This window comes from Phytohalomonas tamaricis (assembly GCF_003012345.1).
In the GTDB taxonomy this organism is placed as follows: domain Bacteria; phylum Pseudomonadota; class Gammaproteobacteria; order Pseudomonadales; family Halomonadaceae; genus Phytohalomonas; species Phytohalomonas tamaricis.
This window is the reverse complement of record NZ_PVRV01000019.1, coordinates 658,737-683,378: the sequence shown is the minus strand read 5'-3', so window position 1 is coordinate 683,378 and position 24,642 is coordinate 658,737. Positions and strand designations below refer to the sequence as shown.

Annotated in this window: 21 protein-coding genes; 6 read left to right on the top strand and 15 right to left on the bottom strand. The window is 55.7% G+C overall.

What is annotated here, in order from left to right:
• The first annotated feature begins 108 nt into the window (after positions 1-108).
• Entirely contained in the window at positions 109-1,029 is a 921-nt protein-coding gene (locus C3Z11_RS05100; RefSeq protein ID WP_106476831.1) for a hydrogen peroxide-inducible genes activator, read from the top strand.
• Positions 1,026-3,107: an ATP-dependent DNA helicase RecG gene (recG, locus tag C3Z11_RS05095; protein WP_106476830.1), complete on the top strand. Its 2,082-nt coding sequence runs from the start codon at positions 1,026-1,028 to the stop codon at positions 3,105-3,107. Before C3Z11_RS05100 ends, recG begins: the two co-directional genes overlap by 4 nt.
• 118 nt (positions 3,108-3,225) lie before the next feature.
• Here the strand turns inward: recG and C3Z11_RS05090 are convergent, their stop codons facing one another.
• Positions 3,226-3,504, bottom strand: a complete 279-nt coding sequence (locus C3Z11_RS05090) for an HU family DNA-binding protein (RefSeq protein WP_106476829.1) — start codon at positions 3,502-3,504, stop codon at positions 3,226-3,228.
• 376 nt (positions 3,505-3,880) lie between these two features.
• A complete protein-coding gene (rfbB, locus tag C3Z11_RS05085) occupies positions 3,881-4,912 on the bottom strand; it encodes a dTDP-glucose 4,6-dehydratase (protein ID WP_106476828.1) in 1,032 nt (343 codons plus the stop codon).
• Positions 4,913-5,192: 280 nt separating this feature from the next.
• Here rfbB and ubiA point away from each other — a divergent pair, with 280 nt between their 5' ends.
• The 3 genes from ubiA to phoR all read left to right on the top strand — a co-directional run bounded on the left by ubiA (position 5,193) and on the right by phoR (position 8,206).
• On the top strand, positions 5,193-6,077 hold the full coding sequence (gene ubiA / locus C3Z11_RS05080) for a 4-hydroxybenzoate octaprenyltransferase (RefSeq protein ID WP_106476827.1): 885 nt from the start codon (positions 5,193-5,195) through the stop codon (positions 6,075-6,077).
• A gap of 109 nt (positions 6,078-6,186) precedes the next feature.
• Positions 6,187-6,873, top strand: coding sequence for a phosphate regulon transcriptional regulator PhoB (gene phoB, locus C3Z11_RS05075; RefSeq protein WP_106476826.1), 687 nt, complete (start codon positions 6,187-6,189; stop codon positions 6,871-6,873).
• A gap of 28 nt (positions 6,874-6,901) precedes the next feature.
• A complete protein-coding gene (gene phoR, locus C3Z11_RS05070) occupies positions 6,902-8,206 on the top strand; it encodes a phosphate regulon sensor histidine kinase PhoR (RefSeq protein ID WP_106476825.1) in 1,305 nt (434 codons plus the stop codon).
• Between the two features lie 37 nt (positions 8,207-8,243).
• Here phoR and C3Z11_RS05065 read toward each other — a convergent pair whose 3' ends face one another.
• The 5 genes from C3Z11_RS05065 to hexR all read right to left on the bottom strand — a co-directional run bounded on the left by C3Z11_RS05065 (position 8,244) and on the right by hexR (position 14,287).
• Positions 8,244-9,230 (bottom strand): N-acetylmuramoyl-L-alanine amidase, encoded by a 987-nt coding sequence (locus C3Z11_RS05065; protein WP_106476824.1) that lies wholly within the window; start codon positions 9,228-9,230, stop codon positions 8,244-8,246.
• A gap of 115 nt (positions 9,231-9,345) precedes the next feature.
• Positions 9,346-10,074, bottom strand: coding sequence for a sulfate transporter CysZ (cysZ, locus tag C3Z11_RS05060; RefSeq protein WP_106476823.1), 729 nt, complete (start codon positions 10,072-10,074; stop codon positions 9,346-9,348).
• A 140-nt stretch (positions 10,075-10,214) separates the two neighbouring features.
• Complete coding sequence (gene phoU, locus C3Z11_RS05055) at positions 10,215-10,940, bottom strand: phosphate signaling complex protein PhoU (protein ID WP_106476822.1); 726 nt, start codon at positions 10,938-10,940, stop codon at positions 10,215-10,217.
• Positions 10,941-11,134: 194 nt separating this feature from the next.
• Positions 11,135-13,342 carry a DNA helicase II gene (gene uvrD, locus C3Z11_RS05050; protein WP_106476821.1) on the bottom strand — a complete coding sequence of 736 codons (2,208 nt, stop codon included), beginning with the start codon at positions 13,340-13,342 and terminating at the stop codon, positions 11,135-11,137.
• A gap of 93 nt (positions 13,343-13,435) precedes the next feature.
• The gene (hexR, locus tag C3Z11_RS05045) at positions 13,436-14,287 is read right to left on the bottom strand and encodes a transcriptional regulator HexR (RefSeq protein ID WP_106476820.1); all 852 of its coding nucleotides are present in this window, start codon (positions 14,285-14,287) and stop codon (positions 13,436-13,438) included.
• 245 nt (positions 14,288-14,532) lie between these two features.
• On the opposite strand from hexR, the gene C3Z11_RS05040 reads away from it, so the two are divergent.
• Positions 14,533-14,745 carry a PA3496 family putative envelope integrity protein gene (locus tag C3Z11_RS05040; protein WP_106476819.1) on the top strand — a complete coding sequence of 71 codons (213 nt, stop codon included), beginning with the start codon at positions 14,533-14,535 and terminating at the stop codon, positions 14,743-14,745.
• Between the two features lie 65 nt (positions 14,746-14,810).
• On the opposite strand, the gene C3Z11_RS17000 is transcribed toward C3Z11_RS05040, so the two are convergent.
• From C3Z11_RS17000 to glmU, 8 genes are all read right to left on the bottom strand, one after another.
• Positions 14,811-15,620 carry an OmpA/MotB family protein gene (locus C3Z11_RS17000; protein WP_262927241.1) on the bottom strand — a complete coding sequence of 270 codons (810 nt, stop codon included), beginning with the start codon at positions 15,618-15,620 and terminating at the stop codon, positions 14,811-14,813.
• A gap of 5 nt (positions 15,621-15,625) precedes the next feature.
• The gene (locus C3Z11_RS05025; protein WP_106476818.1) at positions 15,626-16,438 is read right to left on the bottom strand and encodes a motility protein A; all 813 of its coding nucleotides are present in this window, start codon (positions 16,436-16,438) and stop codon (positions 15,626-15,628) included.
• 233 nt (positions 16,439-16,671) lie between these two features.
• Positions 16,672-18,045: a sodium-dependent transporter gene (locus tag C3Z11_RS05020; protein WP_106476817.1), complete on the bottom strand. Its 1,374-nt coding sequence runs from the start codon at positions 18,043-18,045 to the stop codon at positions 16,672-16,674.
• Positions 18,046-18,336: 291 nt separating this feature from the next.
• Positions 18,337-19,215, bottom strand: a complete 879-nt coding sequence (locus tag C3Z11_RS05015) for a DUF72 domain-containing protein (RefSeq protein WP_106476816.1) — start codon at positions 19,213-19,215, stop codon at positions 18,337-18,339.
• A gap of 9 nt (positions 19,216-19,224) precedes the next feature.
• Positions 19,225-20,085, bottom strand: a complete 861-nt coding sequence (pdxY, locus tag C3Z11_RS05010) for a pyridoxal kinase PdxY (RefSeq protein ID WP_106476962.1) — start codon at positions 20,083-20,085, stop codon at positions 19,225-19,227.
• A 216-nt stretch (positions 20,086-20,301) separates the two neighbouring features.
• Complete coding sequence (glmS, locus tag C3Z11_RS05005; protein ID WP_106476815.1) at positions 20,302-22,140, bottom strand: glutamine--fructose-6-phosphate transaminase (isomerizing); 1,839 nt, start codon at positions 22,138-22,140, stop codon at positions 20,302-20,304.
• A 45-nt stretch (positions 22,141-22,185) separates the two neighbouring features.
• On the bottom strand, positions 22,186-22,956 hold the full coding sequence (locus C3Z11_RS05000) for a DeoR/GlpR family DNA-binding transcription regulator (protein ID WP_106476814.1): 771 nt from the start codon (positions 22,954-22,956) through the stop codon (positions 22,186-22,188).
• A 175-nt stretch (positions 22,957-23,131) separates the two neighbouring features.
• Positions 23,132-24,490 carry a bifunctional UDP-N-acetylglucosamine diphosphorylase/glucosamine-1-phosphate N-acetyltransferase GlmU gene (glmU, locus tag C3Z11_RS04995; protein ID WP_106476813.1) on the bottom strand — a complete coding sequence of 453 codons (1,359 nt, stop codon included), beginning with the start codon at positions 24,488-24,490 and terminating at the stop codon, positions 23,132-23,134.
• Positions 24,491-24,642 lie beyond the last annotated feature (152 nt).

Genomic DNA, 24,642 nt, shown 5'->3' with positions numbered 1-24,642 from the left:
AAAACGTCCTTGATAGGCAAGACTTATAACTGCAATTGCTTACAAAACGGTCCTTGGCAGGAAAGACCACACACTATTGCATTCATGCGATGCCTCGTGGACTGACACATGACTTTAACAGAACTCCGCTACATCGTAACCTTGGCGCAGGAACGCCACTTCGGCCGCGCCGCAGAACGCTGCTTCGTTTCACAACCGACACTCTCCGTGGCGGTCAAGAAGCTCGAAGAAGAACTCGGCGTTGCGCTGTTCGAGCGCAGCAAGTCTACCGTACAGGTCACGCCGTTGGGCGAAAAGATCATCGACCAGGCGCAGCGCGTGCTCGAACAGGCCAGTGTCATCAAGGAATTGGCCAGTGAGGGCAAGGACCAGCTCTCCAGTCCGCTGCGTATCGGCGCCATCTATACGATTGGCCCGTATCTCTTTCCCCATCTGATCCCTGAACTTGCCCAGCAGGCACCGCAGATGCCTTTGTACATCGAAGAGAATTTTACCGGTGAACTGCGCCGCAAGCTGCGCTCAGGTGAGCTTGATGTACTTATTCTGGCGTTGCCATTCACTGAACCGGACGTGCTGACCAAAGCCCTTTATGAAGAGTCTTTTGACGTGCTGATGCCTCACGACCATCCGTGGACGTCCAAGACGGAAATCGACCGAGATGAGCTGCTCGATGAGCAACTGCTGCTGCTCGGCGAGGGCCATTGTTTCCGCGATCAGATTCTTGAAGCGTGTCCGGCAATCAATTCGCAACTTCACATGCCAGGCCACACACTGATTGCCGAAAGCGGCTCACTGGAAACCATACGCCATATGGTGGCATCGGGATTCGGTATTACCGTACTACCGCGCTCAGCGGCCGGTACCGGTCAGTACGAAAACAGCATGTTGGCGAGCCGGCCGTTCAAGGCACCGGCACCGACCCGGATGGTCGCATTAGCATGGCGGGCAAGCTTTCCACGTCCTAAAGCCATTGATGTGCTTATCCGCGCCATCAGCGTGTGCCAGTCACAGGGTGACGCAGCCGCATGACCAGGCTCGAGGCGAGTATTACTGAGCTCGCCGGCGTTGGCCCTGCACTGGCTGAGAAATTGGCACGGCTCAATATAGTCTCGATCGCCGATCTGCTGTTTCATTTGCCGCTGCGCTATCAGGACCGTACCCACATCACCCCGATTGCTGCGTTGAGAAGCGGCCTGGAATCGGTGGTGGAAGGCGAAGTCACTGCAGCCGACGTCATCAAAGGCAAGCGCCTTAGCCTACTGGTGCGTATCAAGGATGGCTCAGGCATTGTGTCGCTGCGGTTTTTCCATTTTGCCCCCGCCCAGCAAAAGCAGTTCGCGAGGGGGGCTCGGGTACGTTTTTTCGGTGAGGCGCGAGCCGGCAGCACGGGGCTTGAGTTCTATCATCCCGAGTATCGCTTGCTCAACGATCCAGACGCGCCGGTCGAAGAGACCCTCACGCCGATCTACCCTACTACTGAAGGACTCGCCCAACCCCGTCTGCGCGGGCTTATCCTTCAGGCGCTCCAGCGCTTCGAAGCCCATCCAGATGAGTTGCCAGAACTGATTCCCGAACCGCTACGCGTGCGCTTTCGCCTGCCCGGGTTGGACGAATCGCTGCGTTTTCTTCATCAACCACCGCCCGATGCACCTTTGGATATGCTGGCTGACGGTCATCATCCTGCACAGCGCCGTCTCGCGCTTGAGGAACTGCTTGCCCACCAGCTGAGTCTGCGCCAGATTCGAGAGCGTATTCGTGAAGATAGCGCACCGCAGCTGCCAGCCGGCACCTCGCTACAGACGCGTTTTCTCGCTGGCCTGCCCTTTGCGTTGACCGGCGCCCAGCATCGCGTACTCAGCGAGATTGGTCGTGATGTCGTCAGCGGTGTTCCCATGCTGCGCTTAGTACAAGGAGACGTTGGCTCGGGCAAGACCGTGGTCGCCGCGATGGCGGCACTGCAGGCCATTGCCGGGGATTATCAAGCGGCGATGATGGCACCCACCGAACTGCTGGCCGAGCAGCATTTTCGAAGCTTCAAGCACTGGTTCGAGCCGCTGGGCATTGATGTCGCCTGGCTATCGGGCAAGCTCAAGGGCAAGACACGTCTCGATACCAAAGCCGCCATCGCCGATGGCCGGGCCCAGGTCATCGTCGGTACCCACGCGCTATTTCAGCAAGATGTTCATTTTCACCGCCTTGGCCTGGCCATCATCGATGAGCAACATCGCTTTGGGGTTCATCAACGCCTTGCACTACGTGAAAAAGGCGAGAGCGCGGGTATTACGCCGCACCAGCTGATCATGACCGCCACACCGATTCCCAGAACGCTGGCGATGAGTGCCTATGCTGATCTCGACCTTTCCGTGATCGACGAATTGCCACCAGGGCGTACACCGGTCAAGACGGTCGCAGTGGCCGACGAGCGACGTGGCGAAGTGATCGAACGAATCAGAAATGCCTGTCGCGATGGCCGTCAGGCGTATTGGGTATGTACGTTAATCGAAGAATCAGAAGCGCTACAGTGTCAGGCCGCCGAAGCAACACGTGACGCACTGGTCATGGCGCTGCCTGAATTTCAGGTCGGCCTCGTCCATGGCCGGATGAAATCGGCGGAAAAAGCCACGATCATGGCCGCGTTCAAGGCAGGCGAACTTGATCTTCTGGTAGCCACCACGGTGATTGAGGTAGGGGTTGATGTACCCAATGCCAGCCTGATGATCATCGAAAATCCCGAACGTCTGGGGCTGGCCCAGCTTCATCAGTTGCGCGGCCGTGTTGGCAGAGGACGCATCGAGAGCTTTTGCGTGCTGCTCTATCATCCACCGCTGTCGGAGCACTCACGTGAACGGCTGGCAGTGATGCGAGAAACCAATGATGGCTTTCGTATAGCCGAAAAGGATTTGGAACTACGCGGACCGGGTGAAGTGCTGGGTACGCGCCAGACAGGGCTGGTCGGCATGAAGATTGCCGATCTGGAACGTGACCGTAACCTGCTTGAGCCGGTCAAGGCACTGTCCACGGCGTTGCTGGCACAATCGCCTGCTTGCGTCGAGCCGCTGATTCGGCGCTGGCTCGGCGACAAGGCTAATCGCTATGGCCAGGTCTAGCATCAGTGGCCCACTGATAGCATGAGCAAGAAAGGTAGAGTGGAGAATTAAGACAGGGAGGCGTATCGCTCGGAATAAGCACCGGCTGCAAGCAGCCGGTGTGTGTGCCAAAGGCCAATCAGCCTTTAGCGACCGCATCCTTGAGGCCCTTACCGGGCTTGAACGCAACGGTCTTGCTGGCCGGGATATTCAGCGGCTCGCCGGTTTGCGGATTTTTACCCGTGCGCGCGGCGCGCTCACGAATGGTAAAGGAGCCGAAACCGATCAGATTAACGTCGTTCCCCTTGGCCACGTTGCTGGCGATCTCATCGAGAATCACGTTCAGCACCTGGCTGGCCTTGTCCTTAGAAATATCCGCCTGTTCCGCGATAGCAGCGGCGAGTTCTGGCTTACGCATAATGCCTCCTGGGTTTGCCAATGATATATGGCGAGCAATAATTATGACGGCTACAGCCGCACACTATTGTTGTATGACACTTCAATGTCTACACACGTGGTATCGACGATAATCACCTTGCTCGATAGCACTGCACGATGCATGACAAACAAGCTTTGCTCATTGTTTCATGACATGTCGCGCCGCGCCACAGCGCGATTAAACCACTGTGAACAGTGTTCGAACAGAGCCTAGCCTAGCAATGGCTCTGCCCATCGCGCCAGTACGACTTTTTGCCTGCAGCATCGACGCTATGAGCGTAGGCTCGGTAATTCATCATTATCTTCTCAACTAATGCAGCAAACTCATATCCTTCTGCCTGAATAACCTGAATACATCAGCGACTTGTACCAATCCCGTCAGTATCCCTTAGCCACCAGCGCGGATGATCGATAGCCCAACGGATCGTCTTGCGCAGTCCGCTTTCGAAGCTTTCACGTGGCTTCCAACCCAATTCTTGCTCGATCTTTGCGCAATTGATGGCATAACGAACATCGTGACCGGGGCGGTCTTCGACGTGCGTGATCAATTCACGATAGTCAGTAACTCCCTCAGGCCGGGCGATATCGAGCGCATTAAGTTCAGTGCAGATTGCATTAACAACATCTATATTACGTCGTTCGCAACGCCCGCCTATGGCATAGTTTTCACCGACCCTGCCCCGCTGCATCACGGTATAAAGCGCTTCGGCGTGATCCGCGACGTAAAGCCAATCGCGGCGCTGCGTACCTTGGCCATACAGTGGGATGGCTTTGCCTTCCAACGCATTGCGTATGGTTAACGGAATCAATTTTTCAGGATAGTGATAGGGCCCGTAATTGTTGGAACTATTGGTGATGATGACGGGCAAGCCATAGCTACGATGCCAGGCGCGAACCAGATGATCAGCGCCAGCCTTGTTCGCTGCATAAGGCGATTGCTCATGGAAAGCCTCCTGCGTATCGCCCAGATCCCCGAACACTTCATCGGTGGATACTTGGTGAAAACGAAACGCATCGCGCCGCAGCGTGGGTAGCTGTTGCCAAAAGTCACGCGCGGCTTCAAGCAGCGTATAAGTGCCAACGATATTGGTTTCAATGAATACCGCCGGCCCGTTGATGGAGCGATCAACGTGCGATTCAGCGGCCAGATGAACAATGACATCAGGCTGATAGCGTGCCAACACTGCTCTGACTGCCTCACCATCACAGATGTTGATTCGTTCGAAACAATAACGGTGACTATCACTCACCGATGCAAGCGCCTGAAGATTCCCAGCATAAGTCAGGCAATCGACATTGACGATCCGTTCACTGCCGTGATGAATGATGTGGCGAATCAAGGCAGAGCCAATGAAGCCAGCCCCACCTGTCACCATGATCGTACGCATCGATAATTGCTCCTCCTTGAGTCGATGAAGACACTGCTGTCCTACTTAATTTCCCTGGGCGATAGCGATAGATAGCCACTTTATCAACCGCATACAAGGCCTCCATAGGTGACTGTTTACCTGCCATGCCGCCTGGCCCTGACATGATAAGGTCAATGCCTAGCATTTTCTGGTTATGCGCTAGCTTTCTGGATTCCGTCCTGATTACCCTCATCACAAACCGGACGTTTCGGTTAGACTGCTGTCGTCTGAATCGGTCTTTTTCCAGTCTGGAGGCTTCATGCCGTCTTCGTCGCCACTCGCATCGCCCTTCGAACGCATTTTCGATTTCCTACGCCTGATGCGCCTCGACCGACCGATCGGGACCTGGCTTTTAATGTGGCCAACGCTGGCGGCGCTGTGGCTGGCGGCCGATGGGCTACCTTCACGCAGCAACCTGATCATTTTTATCGCCGGCGTTTACGTCATGCGCGCTGCGGGCTGTGTGATCAACGACTATGCCGATCGCAATTTCGACGCCCATGTCAAACGTACTCGCGAACGCCCGTTGGCAACCAAGCGCATCAGTGGACGTGAAGCGCTGATACTGTTCGCCATATTGCTGGTACTGGCTTTTGTACTGGTCTGCTTCACCAACGGTTTCACCATTGTATTGTCACTGGGCGGCGCGGTGCTGGCAGCGCTCTATCCGTTCATGAAGCGCTATACCCATTTCCCTCAAGTGGTGCTTGGTGCCGCCTTCGGTTGGGGAATCCCGATGGCCTTCGGTGCCGAGCTTGCCCACGTACCGGCCGAGGCGTGGTGGCTGTTCTTTGCCAATATCATCTGGACGCTGGTCTATGATACCCAATATGCGATGGTCGACCGCGACGATGATCTCAAGATCGGCATCAAGTCGACTGCCGTGCTGTTCGGCCGCCACGATCTATTGATCATTGGTCTATTACAGGCCCTGGTGGTGGTGCTGCTTGCCATTACCGGCATAATGGCGAGTCTCGGCGGCTTCTACTGGGCGGCACTGGTAGTGATCGCCATTATCTTTGGTTATCAGCAGTACATCACTGCTTCGCGCTCGCGTGAAGGTTGCTTCAAGGCTTTTCTCAACAATCACTGGGTAGGCATCGTGCTCTTTGGCGGTATCGCCCTGACTACCTGGCCAGTTTGAGCGCAAGCTTTGTCATCGGACTGTCATAAAGCTGCGTTTAAATCGTCACTGTCCTGTCATCGCCGCCTGCTGTGTGCAGACAACCGGTTTGCCCAAGGGATATGCGCAAATGTCCAAGACTGTACTGATCATCGACGACGAGCCCGCCATTCGCGAAATGATCGCTATCGCGCTGGAAATGGCTGATTTTAACGTGCTCGAAGCGGGCAATGCTCAACAGGGGCATGCCCTTATCGTTGACGAAAAGCCCGATATGATCCTGCTCGACTGGATGTTGCCCGGTACCAGTGGGATTGAGCTTGCCCACCGCTTAAAGCGCGAAGAAACGACACGCGAGATTCCGATTATCCTGCTCACCGCCAAGGGCGAAGAAGATAACAAGATTCAGGGTCTCGAAAGCGGTGCCGACGATTACATCACCAAACCGTTTTCACCGCGTGAGCTGGTTGCCCGCCTCAAGGCCGTACTGCGCCGTACCACGCCCAAGGGCATCGAGGAAACGGTCGAGGTTATGGGACTGGCGCTCGATCCTGCCAGCCACCGAGTGACCGCTCACGGGCAGGCACTCGATATCGGGCCGACAGAGTACCGCCTGCTGCAGTTTTTCATGACTCACCAGGAGCGTGCCTACACGCGTACTCAACTACTCGATCAGGTCTGGGGAGGAAACGTCTATGTTGAAGAACGTACCGTGGACGTCCATATTCGCCGGCTACGCAAGGCACTGGGCGACGATCACCAGCACCTGGTCCAGACGGTACGCGGCACCGGATATCGCTTCTCCATCCGAGCCTGATTCGACAACGCTTACGGGAAACGGGCGCGTGCATTACTGGACCAATGAACTGTGGCGACTCTCTTATCTGGTGATCGGCTTCGGCGTACTTGGCGCTCTGCTCGGCCAGCCCGGCTGGGGCGTAGCGCTTGGTCTTGCTGTGCATATGGCCTTCACGCTGCGCCATCTGAAGAAGCTTTATACCTGGCTAAGTGCCCCCGCCGACCAGGCGCCGCCGGTCGGTGAAGGCGTATGGGGTGATCTATTCGACCGTCTCTACCGCTATCAGAAAACCCAGCGCCACATGCAAGGGCGACTGCGTAGCGTCCTCAATCGCGTTCAGGAGTCTTCCGAGGCGCTGCGCGACGGTGTCGTGATGCTTGACCGCCACGGCGCGCTCGACTGGTGGAATGATGCCGCTGAGCGCATGCTGGGGCTCGATGCCGGCAAGGATCGTGGCCAGCATCTGACTAACCTCATGCGTGACCCACGTTTCATCAGGTACTACACCAGCCGTGAATACCGTGAGCCGCTGACGCTGCCGTCACCGATTCTCGACGGCCGAATGCTGGAGTTCCAGATCACCGTGTTCGGTGACGATGAGTGCCTGCTGATCATTCGCGACGTGACCCGTCTAGTGCGCCTTGAGCAGACCCGCCGTGATTTTGTCGCCAATGTCTCCCATGAGTTGCGCACACCGTTGACTGTCATCGCCGGTTACCTTGAAACCTATCTCGATCAGGCGCAGGAATGCCCCGACGCGTTGCCATCGCGCATGATGCGCGGCCTGGGCCAGATGCAGGAGCAATCGACGAGGATGCGCAATCTGGTCGAGGATCTACTGACCCTGTCACGGCTCGAAACCAGTGAACGTCAAAGTGAAGACCGCCCGATCGATATCGCCGCGCTGTGCGCGCAGGTGCGCGCCGATGGCGAATCGCTGGCCAACGGCAGTCATACCCTTGAATTGGTAATAGAAGAATCACGCGCCCTGTTCGGCGACGAGCAGGAAATCAGAAGCGCGCTCTCTAATCTGGTTTTCAACGCCGTGCGCTACACCCCGGCCGGCAGCACGATCACGCTATGCTATCGCCCCTATCATAAGGGGGCTGCCCTTGAGGTAATCGATAACGGCGAAGGGATCCCTGAAGTACATCTGTCACGGCTGACCGAACGGTTTTATCGTATCGACAAAGGCCGTTCTGCCGCCAGCGGCGGTACCGGGCTTGGGCTGGCGATCGTCAAGCATGTCCTGCTGCGCCATGATGCCAAGCTTGAAATTGAAAGCGAAATTGGCGAGGGCACACTGTTTCGCTGTGTCTTTCCCGAATCACGTCTCAAGACTGCAAGCTGATCTACGCGCGCCCTAAACCGGGTGTGGATAAGTTAGTTCATGGGTTAAGAATATCGCGCACCTGACCACTGCCCTGATATTTCTCAAGCAGTGCGAACAGGATGGCCGCCGTCTCGTCATCCACCGTTCCTGAATATTCGGTCGGGCGGAAGTGCATCTGAAACGACTTGAGTACCTTGCGTGTCTCATCGTCCATCATGCCGCTCGGCGTCAGACCGTAACCGTAGTTTGCCAGACCCTGCTGCAGTTGCATGAGCGTCGGCGGACGCGTCTGAAAACGTGCCAGATATTTCGCCACCGTGGCACGCTCCGGCCAAGCACCGATACCCGCATCGGCCAGGCGCTGCCAGGGAAAGAAAGGGCCAGGATCGAGCTTACGCCCCGGTGTGATATCGGCGTGACCCACTACGTTCGTCGGCGTAATACCGTAGCGCCTGACAATATCCTTGCTCAAGGCAATCACCAGCGCGATCTGCGCTTCGGAAAAGGGATCCCATACCCGTCCTTCCGGCCCCGTATTAAAGCCATGATTGACGATCTCGATACCGATTGATGTATCGTTCAAGTTGCTGCGATCCTTCCAGTGGCTCGTACCGGCATGCCAGGCGCGCTTGTTTTCATCGACCATTTGCAGCACCACTGGACGCCCTTGATACTCACCGGGTCGGTCTAGCACGAGATAGTGCGCACTCACCGTGCGCCCCGTCAGTGCCTTGAAGGCCGCGGCATCGTCACCGCCGGTATAATGCAGCACCAGATGGCGGATGCGATTGTTTTTTGCCTGTGCCGCCACGCTATGGTCGATAGCATAGCCAGCACGCTGCTCAAGAGCACTGCCCTTGGCCGGCGTGTAGATGAACGGCGGCTCAGCATCCTGAAGCACCGGCGTGTCAAAGTCCTCCGGCAGATGAACGGCGGCTATAGCATTTTCAGAAGCCGCATAAGTCACAGGCGCGGAGGTATGCGTAGCGCAGCCAGCCAACACGATGGAGACGGCAAGAACGATGGCAAAAGGTTTGAACATGGTGGCTTAACATCAGATGGGCGAAGCGAAGCAGTATAGAGAACGGAAACGCCTGCCATTTGAAGAAATAGCAGGCTTTTTAAGGGTAAGGCAATTTATTGGGCTGACGGACAGGTTATGACTTGGGTGCGGGCAAGCTGTGATAATGGCGTTGCCACATCATTACCGCTGCCGCCACGGCACCTGGCATGATCAGCAAGTTGACGATCGGAATCCAGATCGTCGCCATGATTACCCCGCCGAACGTCAACGTAGGCCACCAACGCTGGCCAAGACGGCGGCGCATCTCGGCAAAGCTGACCTGATGGTTGTCCATCGGATAGTCGAGATACTGGATCGCCATGCTCCAGGCTGAGAACAACGCCCAGAGTAGCGGTGCAAAAACGTTAACCGCCGGTACAAAACCCAGCAATAACAAAAACGCTATACGTGGCAGAAAATAGGCCAGCTTCTGCACTTCACGCTTGAGACTATCGATGCCCTGACGCCACAGGCTGCGCTCATCCGACCACTCGGCGTCACTCAGTCCACGCTCAATTTTCTCGGCCAGAAAACCATAAAAGGGCGAGGCGATCAGATTGGCCACCAGCGTAAAGGTGAAGAACACAAACAGAATCAGGCTGACGACCAGCATCGGCCAGATCAACCATTCAAGCCAAGTAAGCCAGCCTGGAACCTGGCTCATCCAGTACGCCATCCAGCCGTCAAAGCGTGAGACAAGCAGCATGATCGTGGCCACATAAAGTGCCAGATTAATCGCTAGAGGAACAAACACATAGCGCCGAAACCCGGCACTCAATACCATCCGTGTTCCACGGCTGAGGGCATCCACCGCCTCGATCATCGTTCACTTCCTCTTCACATAATGCCACCAAGGCTAACATAACGTTTTGGCAAGTCACTGACGCCAAAAGCGTAAGTATAAAAAAAGAGGCCCTGTTGGGCCTCTGTTCACTTTGTATGCTTACCGCTCAAAGAAAAGTGCTAAATCTTGTCAAGATCCTTTTCCTCAAGCCCTTTGGCATCAACGTGCCTGATATCCAGCCCCTTGACAAGATAAACCACGGATTCCGCCAGGTTATCGGCATGATCACCGATCCGCTCGAGGGCGCGCAGCACCCACATGATATTGAGCGTCGCACTGATCGAACGCGGGTCTTCCATCATGAAGGTCACCAGCGAGCGCATGGCGCTGCGATACTCGCTGTCCACTGATTCATCCTGATGCAGTACCGCTACCGCCAGACGCGTGTCAAAACGGGCAAAGGCCGTTAATGCGTTGCGCAGCATGTCACGTACCTGCTGGCTGATATGACGCACCTCGACGAAGCCATGCATATTGTGGCCTTCTTCGAGCAGCAGCAAGGCATTGCGAGCGATCTTGTTGGCTTCATCACCAATCCGCTCAAGATCCGAGGTTGCCCTGATGACTGCCAGCACCAACCGTAGATCGGACGCTGCAGGTTGACGCCGAGCGAGAATATGCGTGCATTCATCATCTATCTTGAGCTGCATGTCGTTGACCGCCCGGTCATTGTCACGCACCTGCTCAGCGGTATGGCTGTCGCCTTCGAGCAGCGATGTGATGGCATCTTGAACCTGCTTTTCGACCAAACCTCCCATGGCAAGCAAATGCGTTTTCAGCGCATCCAGCTCCTGATTGAACTGACGAGAAATGTGCTGGCTGTGCCGGTCGTTGGTGATATCCATGAGAGTCCCCCTGAGGCATTTGCCCCACAACGTGTCATCCCGCTTCGCAGATCAGGCGAATCGGTCATCATACGCGCAGATTACGTCACCAAGATGACGAATCGATGACACAACGCGTCACGGCCTGTCCATGAAGTTATCAAGCAACAAACGGACCGCGACGCGTCATGCATACCGGCGCGTTAAAGTATGGTCTATAACGGTTCGAGCTTGGCAAATCCCAGGACCAGCCATTTATCACCGCTATCCTCGAAGCTGATATGAACGCGTGCGCGCTGCCCCTCTCCTTCGGCATTGAGGATCACGCCCTCACCAAATACGGGATGACGGACACGCTGACCAAGCGCTAGGGTCGGTAGCCCCTCACCGGAAACTTGAGACTGCTGTGACAACCCGCTGACCGGGGCACTGTGCGACACCGGGCGAGAAATCTGGCCGCGCAGACGCACCTCTTCAAGCAGCTCAGGCGGCAACTCACGCAGGAAGCGCGACGGGCGCTGGTAGGTCTCCTTGCCATGCAGACGGCGTGTCTCGGCATGGGTCAGATAGAGATGCTCCATCGCACGGGTGATTCCCACGTAGCATAGCCGCCGCTCTTCCTCGAGGCGTCCTGGCTCCTCGAGCGACATACGGTGCGGGAAAAGCCCTTCTTCTACACCAGCAATGAACACAATCGGAAATTCAAGGCCCTTGGCCGAATGCAGTGTCATCATCTGCACGCTGTCCTCGAACTCATCAGCCTCATGATCACCGGCATCGAGCGATGCTTCGGCGAGGAAATCACCGAGCGCATTACCGCTTACGCTCTCCTCGTTGATCGGCGTGAACGGGTCGGCCTGGACATAAGCGCGCGCGGCACTGACCAGTTCCTCAAGGTTCTCAACCCGGGCCTGACCCTTCTCACCTTTTTCGGCCTGATGGTGTTCGATCAACCCGGTCGCCTTGATCACATGATCGATAATCTCATGCAGCATCAATCCTTCCGTGTCGTTATCGAGCTGATCGATCATATCGGCAAACGCCTGTAACGCACTGGCGGCACGGCCTTTCAATATGCCTGCGCCGCGTGCGTCGTGCAGCGCCTGCCACAGCGAAGTACCTTCGTCGCGAGCGCGGGCACGGAGTATTTCGACGGTACGCGTGCCGATACCGCGCGTTGGAATATTGATTACTCGTTCAAGCGAGGCATCGTCTTCGCGGTTGACCAACAGGCGCAGATAGGCCAGGGCATTCTTGATCTCGAGGCGCTCGTAGAAGCGGTGCCCACCGTAGATGCGATAGGGCACGCCGGCGCGAATCATCGCCTCCTCGATTACCCGCGATTGCGCATTGGAACGGTAGAGAACGGCGATATCGCGGCGCGCCTTGCCACTCTCGCGCACATGCTTTTGCAGCGTATCGACAATGAATCGCGCTTCGTCGAGATCGTTGAAACCGGCGTAAACGGAAATTTTTTCGCCAGCATCGTCATCGGTCCACAATTCTTTGCCCATCCGCCCGGCATTGTGGCTGATCAAGGCGTTGGCAGCGTCGAGAATCACGCTGGTCGAGCGGTAGTTACGCTCAAGTCGGACGACCTGAGTTTCCTGAAATTCGTCGCGAAAGCGCTGCAGATTCTCGACCCGCGCCCCGCGCCAGCCATAGATCGACTGGTCATCATCACCGACCACGGTCAGACATTGACGCTCGCCGGCGAGCAACTTGAGCCAGGCATACTGCAGCGTATTGGTATCCTGAAACTCATCGACCAGGATATGGCCGAAACGCTCGCGGTAATGCTGTAAAAGACGCGGGTTGTCGCGCAATAACTCAAGACTGCGCAGCAACAGCTCACCGAAGTCGACCAGCCCGCCACGCTCGCAGGCCAGCTGATAAAGATCGTAAAGCTCGACCATCTTCATCATGTAAGCATCGCCGTGCGCGTCGACCTGATGCGCCCTCAGGCCTTCTTCCTTGCAGCTACCGATGAAATATTGCACTTGCTTGGGCGGGTAACGCTCATCATCGACGTTGTAATCCTTGAGCAGGCGCTTGACCAAGCGTAGCTGATCGTCACTGTCGATGATCTGAAAATGCTCGGGCAGACGTGCATCCTGCCAGTGGGTGCGCAGCAGACGATGTGAGATGGAGTGAAAGGTGCCTACCCACATGCCGCGCAGCGAAACGTCGAGCAGCGCTTCAAGACGCGTGCGCATCTCGCGCGCGGCCTTGTTGGTAAAGGTCACAGAGAGAATCGAGTACGGCGAAAGGCCCTCGACCTGCAAGAGCCAGGCGATACGATGCACGAGCACGCGCGTCTTGCCAGAACCGGCGCCAGCCAGGACCAGCAGATTGCCCTGCGGGGCGCCGACAGCGTCGCGCTGCGCCGCATTGAGCGATTCGAGAAGAGGCGAAGCGTCCATGGAAAGGGTCACACGAGGTCGGGAAATAGGCCCATTAGCTTACCACATATGCCCTGCCCGTGCCCTTGAGTGTCTGCCAGTATGCCTGCCTGGCTAGCGGTCCTGGGTACGCAGCGGTGACAGGCTGCGCTTTACTGCCTGCAACTGTTCGACCAGGCGTGGCCCACGTGTCTTGGCTACGCCCACGGCGAGAATGTCGATCACCACCAGATGGGCAATGCGTGAACTCATCGGGGTGTAGACTTCGGTATCTTCAAACACATCGATCAGGATAGGCAGAGTGGCTTCCTGCGCCAGCGGCGTGTCACGAGGACATAATCCAATTACTGTAGCCCCGGCCTCCTGGGCGAGCTTGACGCTCGACAACAGCGCCGTGGTACGCCCGGTCTGCGAGATTGCCACGACAACATCACCCTCATCGAGCGTGGCCGCCGACATATGCTGCATGTGCGGATCGCTATAAGCGGCAGTTGAAATCTGCAAGCGGAAGAATTTGTGCTGCGCATCGACAGCGACCGCCCCCGAGGCGCCAAAGCCATAAAACTCAACACGATTGGCATCGGCCAGCGCGGTGATCGCTTTGCCGACCGCGACCGCATCGAGACGGTCGCGTACCGATAACAGCGTGCCGACGGTCGAATCGAAGATGCTCGATGAAAACTGCGCCACGCTATCGCTCTCCTCCATCGAGAACTGCGCAAACTGCGCGCCGGTAGCCAGCATCTGTGCCAGACGCAGCTTGAAATCCTGAAACCCCTCGCAGCCCAGTGCGCGGCAGAAGCGAATCACCGTCGGTTCGCTGACGCCTGCCTTGGCCGCCAGATCGACGATGCGCATATGAATGACATCATCGGGATGGCGCAGCACGAAGCGTGCCACTTTTTGTTCTGAACGACGGAAATTCGCTAGCCGTTCTCTCAAATCATCAAACAGGGCACGACTCACGGGGTCTTCCTTAAACGTACGCTAAGCGCAGATAAGCGCTCACGTCACATTTCTGTCAAACAGGATGTAGTAACTTGTCATCGGACCATGCGGGTAATCAAAGCGCCGATGCTGTTATAGCGGCAAAGAATAACAGTAGCCATGACTTTATGTTATGCCACAGCGTCCGCTCAGTATTGCCACATGACGAAACACTGCCACCCAACAAGTAAGCGACTGCGGGCAACAGTACAGGAGTCTCGGGTATGCGTAATTCACAACGGCTTAATTCACTGAAAACGCAAATCTTGGATATCGCCATGACTATCGAAGCCGAAGCATTCGAAAGGCAAAAGAAAACCGCCGCTACACGTTATTCACGTGCCCGACGCGGAATTGAGCAACATATCGAATCCAAACGTCTGGCCAGCTATCTCGATGAAAACCCTCCCAGTATACCGGTCATTGGTAGCCACTAGGCACTGAAAACCAGCGTCCGCCTTGTATCTCTATTTCAGCATCCAAGGCGGATCTGGCAGATGAGTCAAGGCAACAGTGCGTCGTCTTGTGATTGGACGACCAGTTCAACACGACGGTTCGCGGCGCGGCCTTTCGCGGTGGCATTGTCTGCTAACGGCTCGGTATCAGCATAACCGATCGCTCTTAACCGAGAAGCTTCAATGCCCTGACTTTGCAGATAGCGCAGTACCGCGCTGGCGCGAATACCGGACAGTTCCCAATTGGACGGAAAACGCTCGGTGGAGATCGGCTGGCTGTCGGTATGTCCTTCTACGGAGATCTGTCCGGGCAAACGCTCCAATGTGGGTAGAAGCGTTTTCAGCACTTCGCGCCCTGACTCGGTGAGATCCGCTTCTGCACTGGCGAACAACAGGCGGTCCTCAATGCGAAAGGTCAGCCCGCGTGGACTTTCGCTCACCGCTACCCCGTCGATCATCGGACGGATACCACTGGCAGCAGGCATGATGCCGTGTTGCTCTTCAGCAACGGGTGGCTGCTCAGTGATCGGTTGAACAACTTCCTGTGCTGTAGCAATCGCCTGCATCGACAGTCGTGGAGCTTGGGGTTGTTGGGCGGGCTGCGGCTTTTGCTGGGGAGACGATATCGGACTGGGAATGCCTAGCACCAGCGGTGCAGAAGTGGACGGCGTTGTTGATGCCTGCGGCTCCGATTCATCCGTTGTACTGATATTGGCTCCCGTAATCGACAGCAAGAGCACGAATAGCGTCACCAGCAGCGTCAGCACATCAACATAGCTGATCAACCACCCTTCGCTGTCTTCGACAATAGGGTCATCTTCATCTAGGACGCGGTAAGCCGATGGCGGTGACGACATATCATTCATTTTGTCTGCGCTGCGGCGTTATCCTCAGCGCCTCCATGTTGATCACGAATCTCATCTTGGTACTCAGCGATGAAAGATTGCAGCGTTTCCTCGATGAACGAGGGCAGATGACGACGTGAGATCAGTGAAATGCCTTCCAATACCATGTTCATCGCGATCAGACGCTGTTCAGTGCGCCGTTCCAGCTTGACCGCAATCGGCTTGAAAATCAGGTTGGCGAGCAGGATGCCATAGAAGGTAGTCAACAACGCGACCGCCATGCGTGGGCCAATCACGGCCAGATCGCCGCCCTGCATGATCTCCAGCATATTCACCAGCCCGACCAGCGTGCCCAGCATCCCGAAGGCCGGTGCATAGGTGGCCATGGTGCGAAATATCTGCGCCTCGGCGCGCTCATGAGCCTTGAGCCGCATGATGCGCCAGCGCAGCAGTTCAATGATTTTTTCTTCTTTGACGTTGGCAATGACCAGATTGATGCCGGTACGCAGAAATGGATTACGAGTGTGTTCCAGCGCCTGTTCGACAGCGCGCGCATCGCCCTGGAACCATAGCCGTGACATGGCGACCAACTCACGGATATCTTCTTGGGTATAGAAATTTTCACGACGAAAGATAATGCCTACCAGCTTGGCGACACGCACCACTTCACGTAACGGATAACTGATGAACGTCGCGGCCAAGGTTCCCGTGATAACGATCGCAAGCCCCGGCAGGTTGATGAAGCTCATCGGTGATTGCGCAGTAAACAACACTACGGTGGCGAGCAGCAGGACGCTCGCAATAATCCCGATCAGGGTCGAAGGATTCATGGCGGGACGCCATTGCGACGTCGAACGTGCGTCCGACTCCAAAGATTCCTTAGCCATAATATTTATATCTCAGCGGACGGGTAGGCAAGAACTGTAGTCTGATGCTTAAGTTCAGGTAAACGGTAAACAGAAATAAATTGAAGTTAACGTTATTGGTTATTACGTATTAATACTAGTGACAACAACGTTTGTTGTTATCACTAGCATGAAAGCACTGAACAAAAATCGCTTTATCAGATCCACAGACCAGACACAAAGACGGCCAGTACACCCAGCGGAGCAATAAACCGTGCGATGAAATGCCACAGAGAAAAGGCACCGTCGCTCATGTTGAGCTGGCTACGTACTTCATCTCGACCCATTTTCCAGGCCACGAAGATAACCGCAGCAAGCCCGGTCAGCGGCAGCATGACCTTACTGGTGACATAATCGAGCAGATCGAACACCGTCATGCCGGCAAAATGCGCGAAGATACCCAGCGGTGCCACACCGGACCACAGGTTGAACGACAGCACAGAAGCTACACCCAATAGCCACACAGCAAGGCCCGCCACCAGTGTCGCACCAACACGGTTGAGCGAGGAACGCTCTTCCAGCCATTCCACAATCGGTTCAAGCAGAGAGATTGCTGAAGTCCAGGCCGCAAATACCAGCAGCAGGAAGAACAGCACGCCGAAGACACTGCCTCCCGTCATGTGACCAAATGCCAAGGGTAATGTCTGGAAGATCAAGCCCGGGCCGGATGCCGCATCGAGTCCGTTACTGAACACAATGGGAAAGATGGCCATCCCCGCCAGCAGCGCAATGACGGTATCCATCACCACTACCGTCAGCGCGGTGCGGCCAATATTGACATCATCGGAGAGATACGAGCCGTAAGCCATCATGATGCCCATACCCAGACTTAGCGTGAAGAAGGCATGGCCCATCGCCGCCAGCACGACTTCGCCGTTCAACTTCGACCAGTCCGGGTTGAACAGATAATTAACTCCTGCGGCAAAACCCGGCGTGGTCGCGGCGTAGATCACCAGCACGACCAGCAAAATCCCGAGCGCTGGCATCAACGTCTTGGCGGCGCGTTCCAGCCCACCGGCAACGCCGCCCATCACCACGGCGATGGTCAATATCATAAAGACACTGTGCCACAGCAGCAGCGTACCCGGGCTCGCCAGCAGCCCACTGAACAGATTGCCGACGCTATCACTGGTCAGGTCGGTGAATATGCCACTGGCACTGTAGCCGGTGTATATCAATGCCCAACCGCCAATCACGCTATAGAACGAAAGGATCAGGTAGGCGCCTAAAACCCCACCGACGCCAACCAGCGTCCACGCCTTGGAACGCTTCAGCCGACGTGATATCTCGCTCATTGTCGCGATGGGATTTTTCTGACCCAATCGTCCCAACAGCCATTCGGACATCAAGATGGGCAAACCGATCAGTGCAATGCAGACGAGATAAACGAGAACAAATGCCGCGCCGCCACTCTGGCCGACCATGTAGGGGAACTTCCAGATATTGCCAAGCCCGACCGCGGACCCAACGGCCGCGAGCGTGAACGCAAGGCGTGAAGACCACTGCGCATGTGAATGTGATTTTTGAGACATCAGCTTACCCTGGGATCGTCGCTTAACCTCCGAAACGATCGGTTTCGGAACGGCTTTTGTGTTTGTTGTGCCAGACGTGACGGTCATGGATCTCATGACGCTTTCAGCGCATGACGCGTATCGTTGAGATCGATGGGTTAACCATTAATCTACGTCGTGCTTCGTGGTGAAAAGCGTGACGTACGAAACGCTTATGAAAAGACGGTAAACGCCTTTATATTTGAAGTATACGTGCAGCGCACAATGACCTAAACGCCCAAATAACGTCGCAATGACATTCTTTGTCGCCCATTAGAATAATTGTACCTGGGACTCGCCAGGAAATTCCGCCAGCGGGGGCAGAGATGTCGCTTCACACAGCCGTTTATAGAAGCGTCTTGCCAGCTGTGGCGCCTGACGATTATCTGGAGTATGCACAAATAGAAAAGGGGTTTTCCCCTGTTTTATCCACAGGGTAAGACGTTCAATCCAAGGCGTGAAAAGTTGATCGTTGGTCGTATCGTCGAAGTGTCCAATAAAGCGCACTATAGGTCGTTCTGCCGTGGAGAGCACATGTAGCGGACGTTTGGGCTTTTCACGTTGAGCCCGTTCCAATGCCGTATCCACACCCGCAGGTGTTGAGAACAGCGCTCTCACATCAAGCATGACTCGGTCAATGTTATAAGTTATCAACAATCGGTTGAGCGCTCGCTCAGCGTCTCCTTTATGGAAAAATTCACTGGCACGCACCTCGACCGAGCAGGGAATATTGGCCGGCCAGCGTTTCAGTAACGCCTCAAGTTGAGGAAGCTCTGCAGCGCCGAAATCACGCGGTAATTGCACCATAACAGGCCCAAGACGATCGTGTAACGGCGCAAAACGTTCAATGAACGCCTCGAACTCCGCTTCAATACCATTAAGACGCTGCTCATGAGTCAGCCTGCTCGGCAACTTGAAGCAAAAACGAAAATCATCTGGTGCCTGAGCAGCCCAGGCGGCCACGGTTTCCACCTTGGGCGCACCGCTATAGAACGTGGTGTTACCCTCAACACATGAAAATACCTGAGCGTAGTCAGGCAAGACTTCCGTGGTCGCACTATGCAGGCCGTAGAGCGAGCCGCGCCAGTCGGCATTGGCCCACATGGCCAAGCCGAGATGAAGCGGTCGTGCTGCCTTTACGAGGTCCGGCATATCTATCCTCTACCTGACGCGCTCGGCGGGGAAAATAACGTCGGGCATGACGAAATCATCCTGCGCGGCGATCAGCGCCAGCTCGCGCGTACCTGCAGTGAACGTATGCGTAAACAGCGCATGGACTGCCCCCGCGGTAGCTTCAAGCTGCTGTTGCGGAGCAAGGCCCTGCAAATAGTGCGCCAGAAAAACAGCCGCAGTGAAATCACCTGCCCCGTTGGGCGGCGTGGCAAAATCAAAGCGCGGCGTGGTGACAAGCCAGCTGCCTGCAGCAGTATCGAGCAGCATCTCGATAGTATGTTCAGGCGCATCATCACGGGTCAGCGACGTTACCAGTACAGTCCCTGGGCCCATGGCCCGTAGTGCTGCCGCCGCGTCGATGGCGTCAGCAAGCGAATGAATATCCCGACCTGTGAGATAAGACAGTTCAAACTGGTTGGGCGTGGCGATATCTGCGGCTGGCAGTGCATGATCACGCATCCACTCGGGAATTCCAGCATGAACGAAGAAACCACGCCCGACATCACCCATCACTGGATCACAGCAATAAACAGCCTGTGGATTACTCTGTTTAATCCGCGCCACAGCATCGAGCACGACACGTCCCACCCTTTCATCGCCCATGTAGCCTGAAAGCACGGCTTGCATGGCAGGCAGCACGCCGCGTGCTTCTATGCCATCCATTACTTTTTGCAGTTGGCTCGGAGAGAAGATCTCACCGCTGAATTCACCGTAACCGGTATGGTTTGAAAATTGCACCGTATTGAGCGCCGTCACATCAATGCCAAGGCGTTGCAGCGGAAAGACAGCGGCGCGATTGCCCACATAGCCATAAGCGACATGGCTCTGAATCGAAAGTATCTGGGTCATGATATCTGCACGGGAAAGTGATATGTGACACGTAAGAACCGCAGCACACATATGATCTTACAGCCTGGCCATGATGACCTGAAGCAGGTCAGAAACGTACTACGACAACCACTGTTGCCCTATCCCCACGACATCGGATCTTGGCGACATGACCACCGAGAGCGCCTCGCCACAGGCGTTGCCTGCGACGAGACGCTTTTGATAGCGGCTTGTGGCTTATTCCACAGTTACCGATTTGGCCAGATTACGCGGCTGGTCGACGTCGGTCCCTTTTAGTACGGCGACATGATAGGACAGCAGTTGCAGCGGCAACGTATAGATGATCGGCGCGATATATTCATCGATTGCCGGCAGGCGCAGGACATGTACGCCTTCACTTTCGGCAAGACTGACATTTTCATCGGCAAACACGAAAAGCTCACCACCGCGTGCGCGCACTTCCTGCAGATTGGCTTTCAGCTTTTCAAGCAGCTCATCATTGGGTGCTACTGCAATGACCGGCATTTCACTGTCAACCAACGCCAGCGGGCCGTGCTTGAGTTCACCCGCCGGATAGGCTTCAGCATGGATATAGGAGATTTCCTTGAGCTTGAGGGCCCCTTCCAACGCAATCGGGAACATCGTGCCGCGACCGAGGAACAGCGCATGGTGCTTTTCGGCAAAGGCAGATGATAGCTTCTCGATGGCCCCATCCAGCGCCAGCCCCTGCTGGATGCTTTGCGGCAGCTGACGTAAGGCGTTGACGATCTGATGCTGTATCGGATCATCGCCCTGACGGACACGGCGCAGTGCCAGCGTGAACAACATCATTGCGACCAGTTGGGTGGTGAAGGCCTTGGTCGAAGCAACACCGATTTCAGGACCAGCCTGTGTCATCAGGCTAAGATCCGATTCACGTACCAGCGTGCTGCCCGGCACGTTACAGATCGCCAAGCTGGCCAGATATCCGCCCTTGTCAGCAGCGTAACGTAGCGCCGCCAGCGTATCGGCGGTCTCGCCAGATTGTGAGAGCGTCACAAATAGCGTGCCGTCAGGGACCACCACATCGCGGTAACGATACTCCGAAGCGACCTCGACCTGGGTGGGTAAACCGGCCAGCTTTTCGATCCAGTAGCGTGCCACCATGCCCGCATGATAGCTGGTGCCGCAGGCAACGATCTGAATATGCTTGACGCGATCGAGCAGCGCTTCGGCATCGGCGCCAAAGGCTCGGGGTAGCACATGGCCTTCACCCAGACGCCCTTCAAGCGTTGCCGCGACGACCTGAGCCTGCTCATGGATTTCCTTGAGCATGAAATGGCGATAGTTACCCTTGCTGATGGCACCATCGCCATGCTCGAATACGGTAATCGCCCGCTCGGCGCTTTGTCCCTCATAATCGAAGACTTCGATCATGCCTTCCTGGGACAGGCGCACTACATCACCTTCCTGCAGGTAGATGAAACGATCCGTGACCTGCAAGAGAGCCAGCGGGTCCGATGCGAGGAATGCTTCACCGATACCGGCGCCGACCACGAGGGGGCTGCCCTTGCGTGCGCCAATGATCTGATCAGGCTGACCGACATGCGCTACCGCAATGGCATAGGCCCCCTTGAGCATGATGACCGCGCTCTGCACCGCACTCAATAAATCCTGAGACTTGTTATATTCACGTGCCAGCAGATGGGCGACGACTTCAGTGTCGGTCTCGGAGGTGAACACATAACCCTGCGCCTCAAGTTCAGCTTTGAGCGTTTCGTAGTTCTCGATGATGCCGTTGTGAACTACCGCAAGGCTTTCACCGGATTGGTGCGGATGAGCATTCTGTTCTGTAGGCCGGCCATGCGTAGCCCAACGGGTATGAGCAATACCGAGATGACCTTTGAGCGCCGCCGTTTCAAGCTTTTCTTCTAGCGCGACAACCTTGCCTACGGCCCGCTGACGATTGAGACGACCCTCATCGGATAGCACCGACATGCCTGCGCTGTCGTAACCACGATACTCGAGCCGTTTAAGCCCCTCTAAAAGGATGCCCTGTACTTGTCGACTAGCGACAGCGCCCACGATTCCACACATATATTCCTCCTTGATATTCGATTCGGATGTTGCTTCTTTTTCGCTTCAGTCCGCTACGGCCGCGCATATCACGGTGACGCCATGAGCTTCAATACGTTGTCGTGCCTGGTCAGACAAATGATCATCGGTCACCAGGGTATGGATGCTGCTCCATGGCAGCTCCAGATTGGGAATACGGCGGCCGATCTTGTCGGATTCAACCATGACGACAACTTCCCGCGCGACCTCGGCCATGACTCGTGACAGTCCCAGCAGTTCATTAAACGTCGTGGTCCCGCGTTCAAGGTCAATGCCGTCGGCACCGATGAATAACTGATCGAAGTCATAGGAACGCAGCACCTGCTCGGCGACCTGTCCCTGAAAAGATTCTGAATGTGGATCCCAGGTACCACCCGTCATCAGCAGTACAGGTTCATCCTCAAGTTCGCGCAGTGCATTGGCCACAGACAACGAGTTGGTCATCACAATCAGTCCGGCCTTGCCACCCAGTTCAGGAATCAGTGCTGCAGTGGTGCTGCCACTATCGATAATAATGCGATTGTGCTCGCGGATGCGTGCGCACGCCTCCTGTGCAATTAAACGCTTGCGGGCAGATACTTGCGAAGTTGGCTCGCTGAGTACTTCTTGAGGAAGCGGCGCTGCGCCTCCGTAGCGACGCATCAATAGACCACTCTTTTCCAGCGTTGCCAGATCCTTGCGGATCGTGACTTCTGAGGTGGCGAAATGACGTGCCAGCGCATCAACACTGACTTCACCGTGCTCATTGATATAGGCAAGGATCGCATGGCGCCGTTGTGGCGTATTGCGCTTCGACATGAAATTTAAAAGTTTCGATTTGAAAGTTAATTTGAGCAAATCAAAACTTATTAGACGAAGGTCGTCAAGTGTTATGCTTCAAGTTGCACATTTATGCACAATCAGCGGCTGGGCAATCCTATAAAAAACGGCGGTACAAGACCGCCGTTTTACGTTGATGCCAATAAGCTCAGGATTAACGCTTGGAAGGGCGTACCCAGTCGCTTTTTTGAACCTGGCGACCGCGTGCTATTGCCAGCGAATTATCTTCCACCCGATCAGTGATCGTTGATCCAGCGGCGATGGTCGCCCCATTGCCTACGCTGACAGGTGCAACCAACGCCGAGTTGGAACCGACGAAAACATTATCGCCAATCTCGGTGTGGTGCTTGTTGACGCCATCATAGTTACAGGTGATCGTCCCTGCACCAACGTTGACGCCTTGCCCGAGTGAGGCATCGCCTACATAGCTGAGATGATTGATCTTCGAGCCTGCACCAATGCGTGCATTTTTGGTCTCGACGAAATTGCCAATGCGGGCGCCGCGCGCCAATGACGTTCCCGGACGTAGCCGTGCATAGGGGCCAACAGTACTTTCGCCTTCGATTTCCGCACCATCAATCAAGCTATAAGCTTCAATCACCGTTCCCGCCCCAATGCGAGAATTACGAATCACGCTATATGGCCCCACCGAGACACCGTCTTCAAGCGTAACATCGCCTTCGAAGATGCAGCCCACATCAATGAGAACATCGCGTCCGACCTCAAGATGGCCGCGCACATCAACGCGTTTAGGGTCAGCGATGCTGGCCCCTTCACGCATCAACGCTTCGACCTGCCAGGACTGGTAGACACGCTCAAGCGCGGAGAGCTGCACACGGTCGTTGACGCCCTGTACTTCGGTACTGGTAGCCGGCTCGGCGGTGGCCACCAAAATTCCTTCAGTTGCCGCCATGGCAATGATATCGGTCAGATAGTACTCGCCCTGGGCATTGTTGGAAGAGAGGGCAGGCAGCCAGCGCTTGAGTTGCGCGCCAGTAGTGGCCAAGATGCCGGTATTGCATTCCTTGATAAGCCGCTGCTCTTCAGTAGCATCCTTTTCTTCGACAATGGCGCTGACGCGACCCTCGGCGTCACGCACGATGCGGCCGTATCCCTTGGGCTGTGCCATGGTAACTGTCAACAGTCCAAGATGATGTTCATCGACCTGCTCAAGCAGTGCAGTGAGGGTTCCCGGCTTAATCAGCGGTACATCACCGTAAAGGATCAGCACCTTATCCTCACCTACGTTGTCCAATGCTTGGGCAACGGCATGGCCAGTGCCCTTCTGTTCGCTCTGTACCGCAAATGTGACGTCTTCATCCGCCAGCGCTTCTCGAACAAGTTCAGCACCATGACCAATGACCACATGAAGCCGCGCATCGGTAAAGCACTTGGCGGCATCAATCACGTGGCGCACCATCGGCTTACCCGCTAGGGGATGGAGCACCTTGGGAAGTTGCGAACGCATACGGCTACCCTGACCGGCAGCCAGGATCACGACATCAGTGGTCATTAAACACGCACTCCTTGTTGCGATGGTAAAATTACTGTTCATTCTATCAGCCGAAGAGAACGATAGTTTGTCAGTAGCGAACATTGCTACCTAGTCGTTGCTGAGTACATAAAAAAAGAGCGGCTTGTTAGCCGCTCTTTTTGTCTTGCCTT

Coding starts and splice junctions, on each gene's coding strand:
- cysZ (WP_106476823.1), bottom strand. CDS start 10,074: ATGATCGAGGCGGTGGATGCCCTCAGCCGTGGAACACGGATGGTATTG.
- recG (WP_106476830.1), top strand. CDS start 1,026: ATGACCAGGCTCGAGGCGAGTATTACTGAGCTCGCCGGCGTTGGCCCT.
- C3Z11_RS05065 (WP_106476824.1), bottom strand. CDS start 9,230: ATGTTCAAACCTTTTGCCATCGTTCTTGCCGTCTCCATCGTGTTGGCT.
- glmU (WP_106476813.1), bottom strand. CDS start 24,490: ATGACCACTGATGTCGTGATCCTGGCTGCCGGTCAGGGTAGCCGTATG.
- uvrD (WP_106476821.1), bottom strand. CDS start 13,342: ATGGACGCTTCGCCTCTTCTCGAATCGCTCAATGCGGCGCAGCGCGAC.
- C3Z11_RS05015 (WP_106476816.1), bottom strand. CDS start 19,215: ATGCCGGACCTCGTAAAGGCAGCACGACCGCTTCATCTCGGCTTGGCC.
- rfbB (WP_106476828.1), bottom strand. CDS start 4,912: ATGCGTACGATCATGGTGACAGGTGGGGCTGGCTTCATTGGCTCTGCC.
- C3Z11_RS05040 (WP_106476819.1), top strand. CDS start 14,533: ATGCGTAATTCACAACGGCTTAATTCACTGAAAACGCAAATCTTGGAT.
- C3Z11_RS05020 (WP_106476817.1), bottom strand. CDS start 18,045: ATGTCTCAAAAATCACATTCACATGCGCAGTGGTCTTCACGCCTTGCG.
- C3Z11_RS05025 (WP_106476818.1), bottom strand. CDS start 16,438: ATGAATCCTTCGACCCTGATCGGGATTATTGCGAGCGTCCTGCTGCTC.
- C3Z11_RS05090 (WP_106476829.1), bottom strand. CDS start 3,504: ATGCGTAAGCCAGAACTCGCCGCTGCTATCGCGGAACAGGCGGATATT.
- phoU (WP_106476822.1), bottom strand. CDS start 10,940: ATGGATATCACCAACGACCGGCACAGCCAGCACATTTCTCGTCAGTTC.
- phoB (WP_106476826.1), top strand. CDS start 6,187: ATGTCCAAGACTGTACTGATCATCGACGACGAGCCCGCCATTCGCGAA.
- C3Z11_RS05000 (WP_106476814.1), bottom strand. CDS start 22,956: ATGTCGAAGCGCAATACGCCACAACGGCGCCATGCGATCCTTGCCTAT.
- ubiA (WP_106476827.1), top strand. CDS start 5,193: ATGCCGTCTTCGTCGCCACTCGCATCGCCCTTCGAACGCATTTTCGAT.
- C3Z11_RS17000 (WP_262927241.1), bottom strand. CDS start 15,620: ATGTCGTCACCGCCATCGGCTTACCGCGTCCTAGATGAAGATGACCCT.
- pdxY (WP_106476962.1), bottom strand. CDS start 20,085: ATGACCCAGATACTTTCGATTCAGAGCCATGTCGCTTATGGCTATGTG.
- glmS (WP_106476815.1), bottom strand. CDS start 22,140: ATGTGTGGAATCGTGGGCGCTGTCGCTAGTCGACAAGTACAGGGCATC.
- C3Z11_RS05100 (WP_106476831.1), top strand. CDS start 109: ATGACTTTAACAGAACTCCGCTACATCGTAACCTTGGCGCAGGAACGC.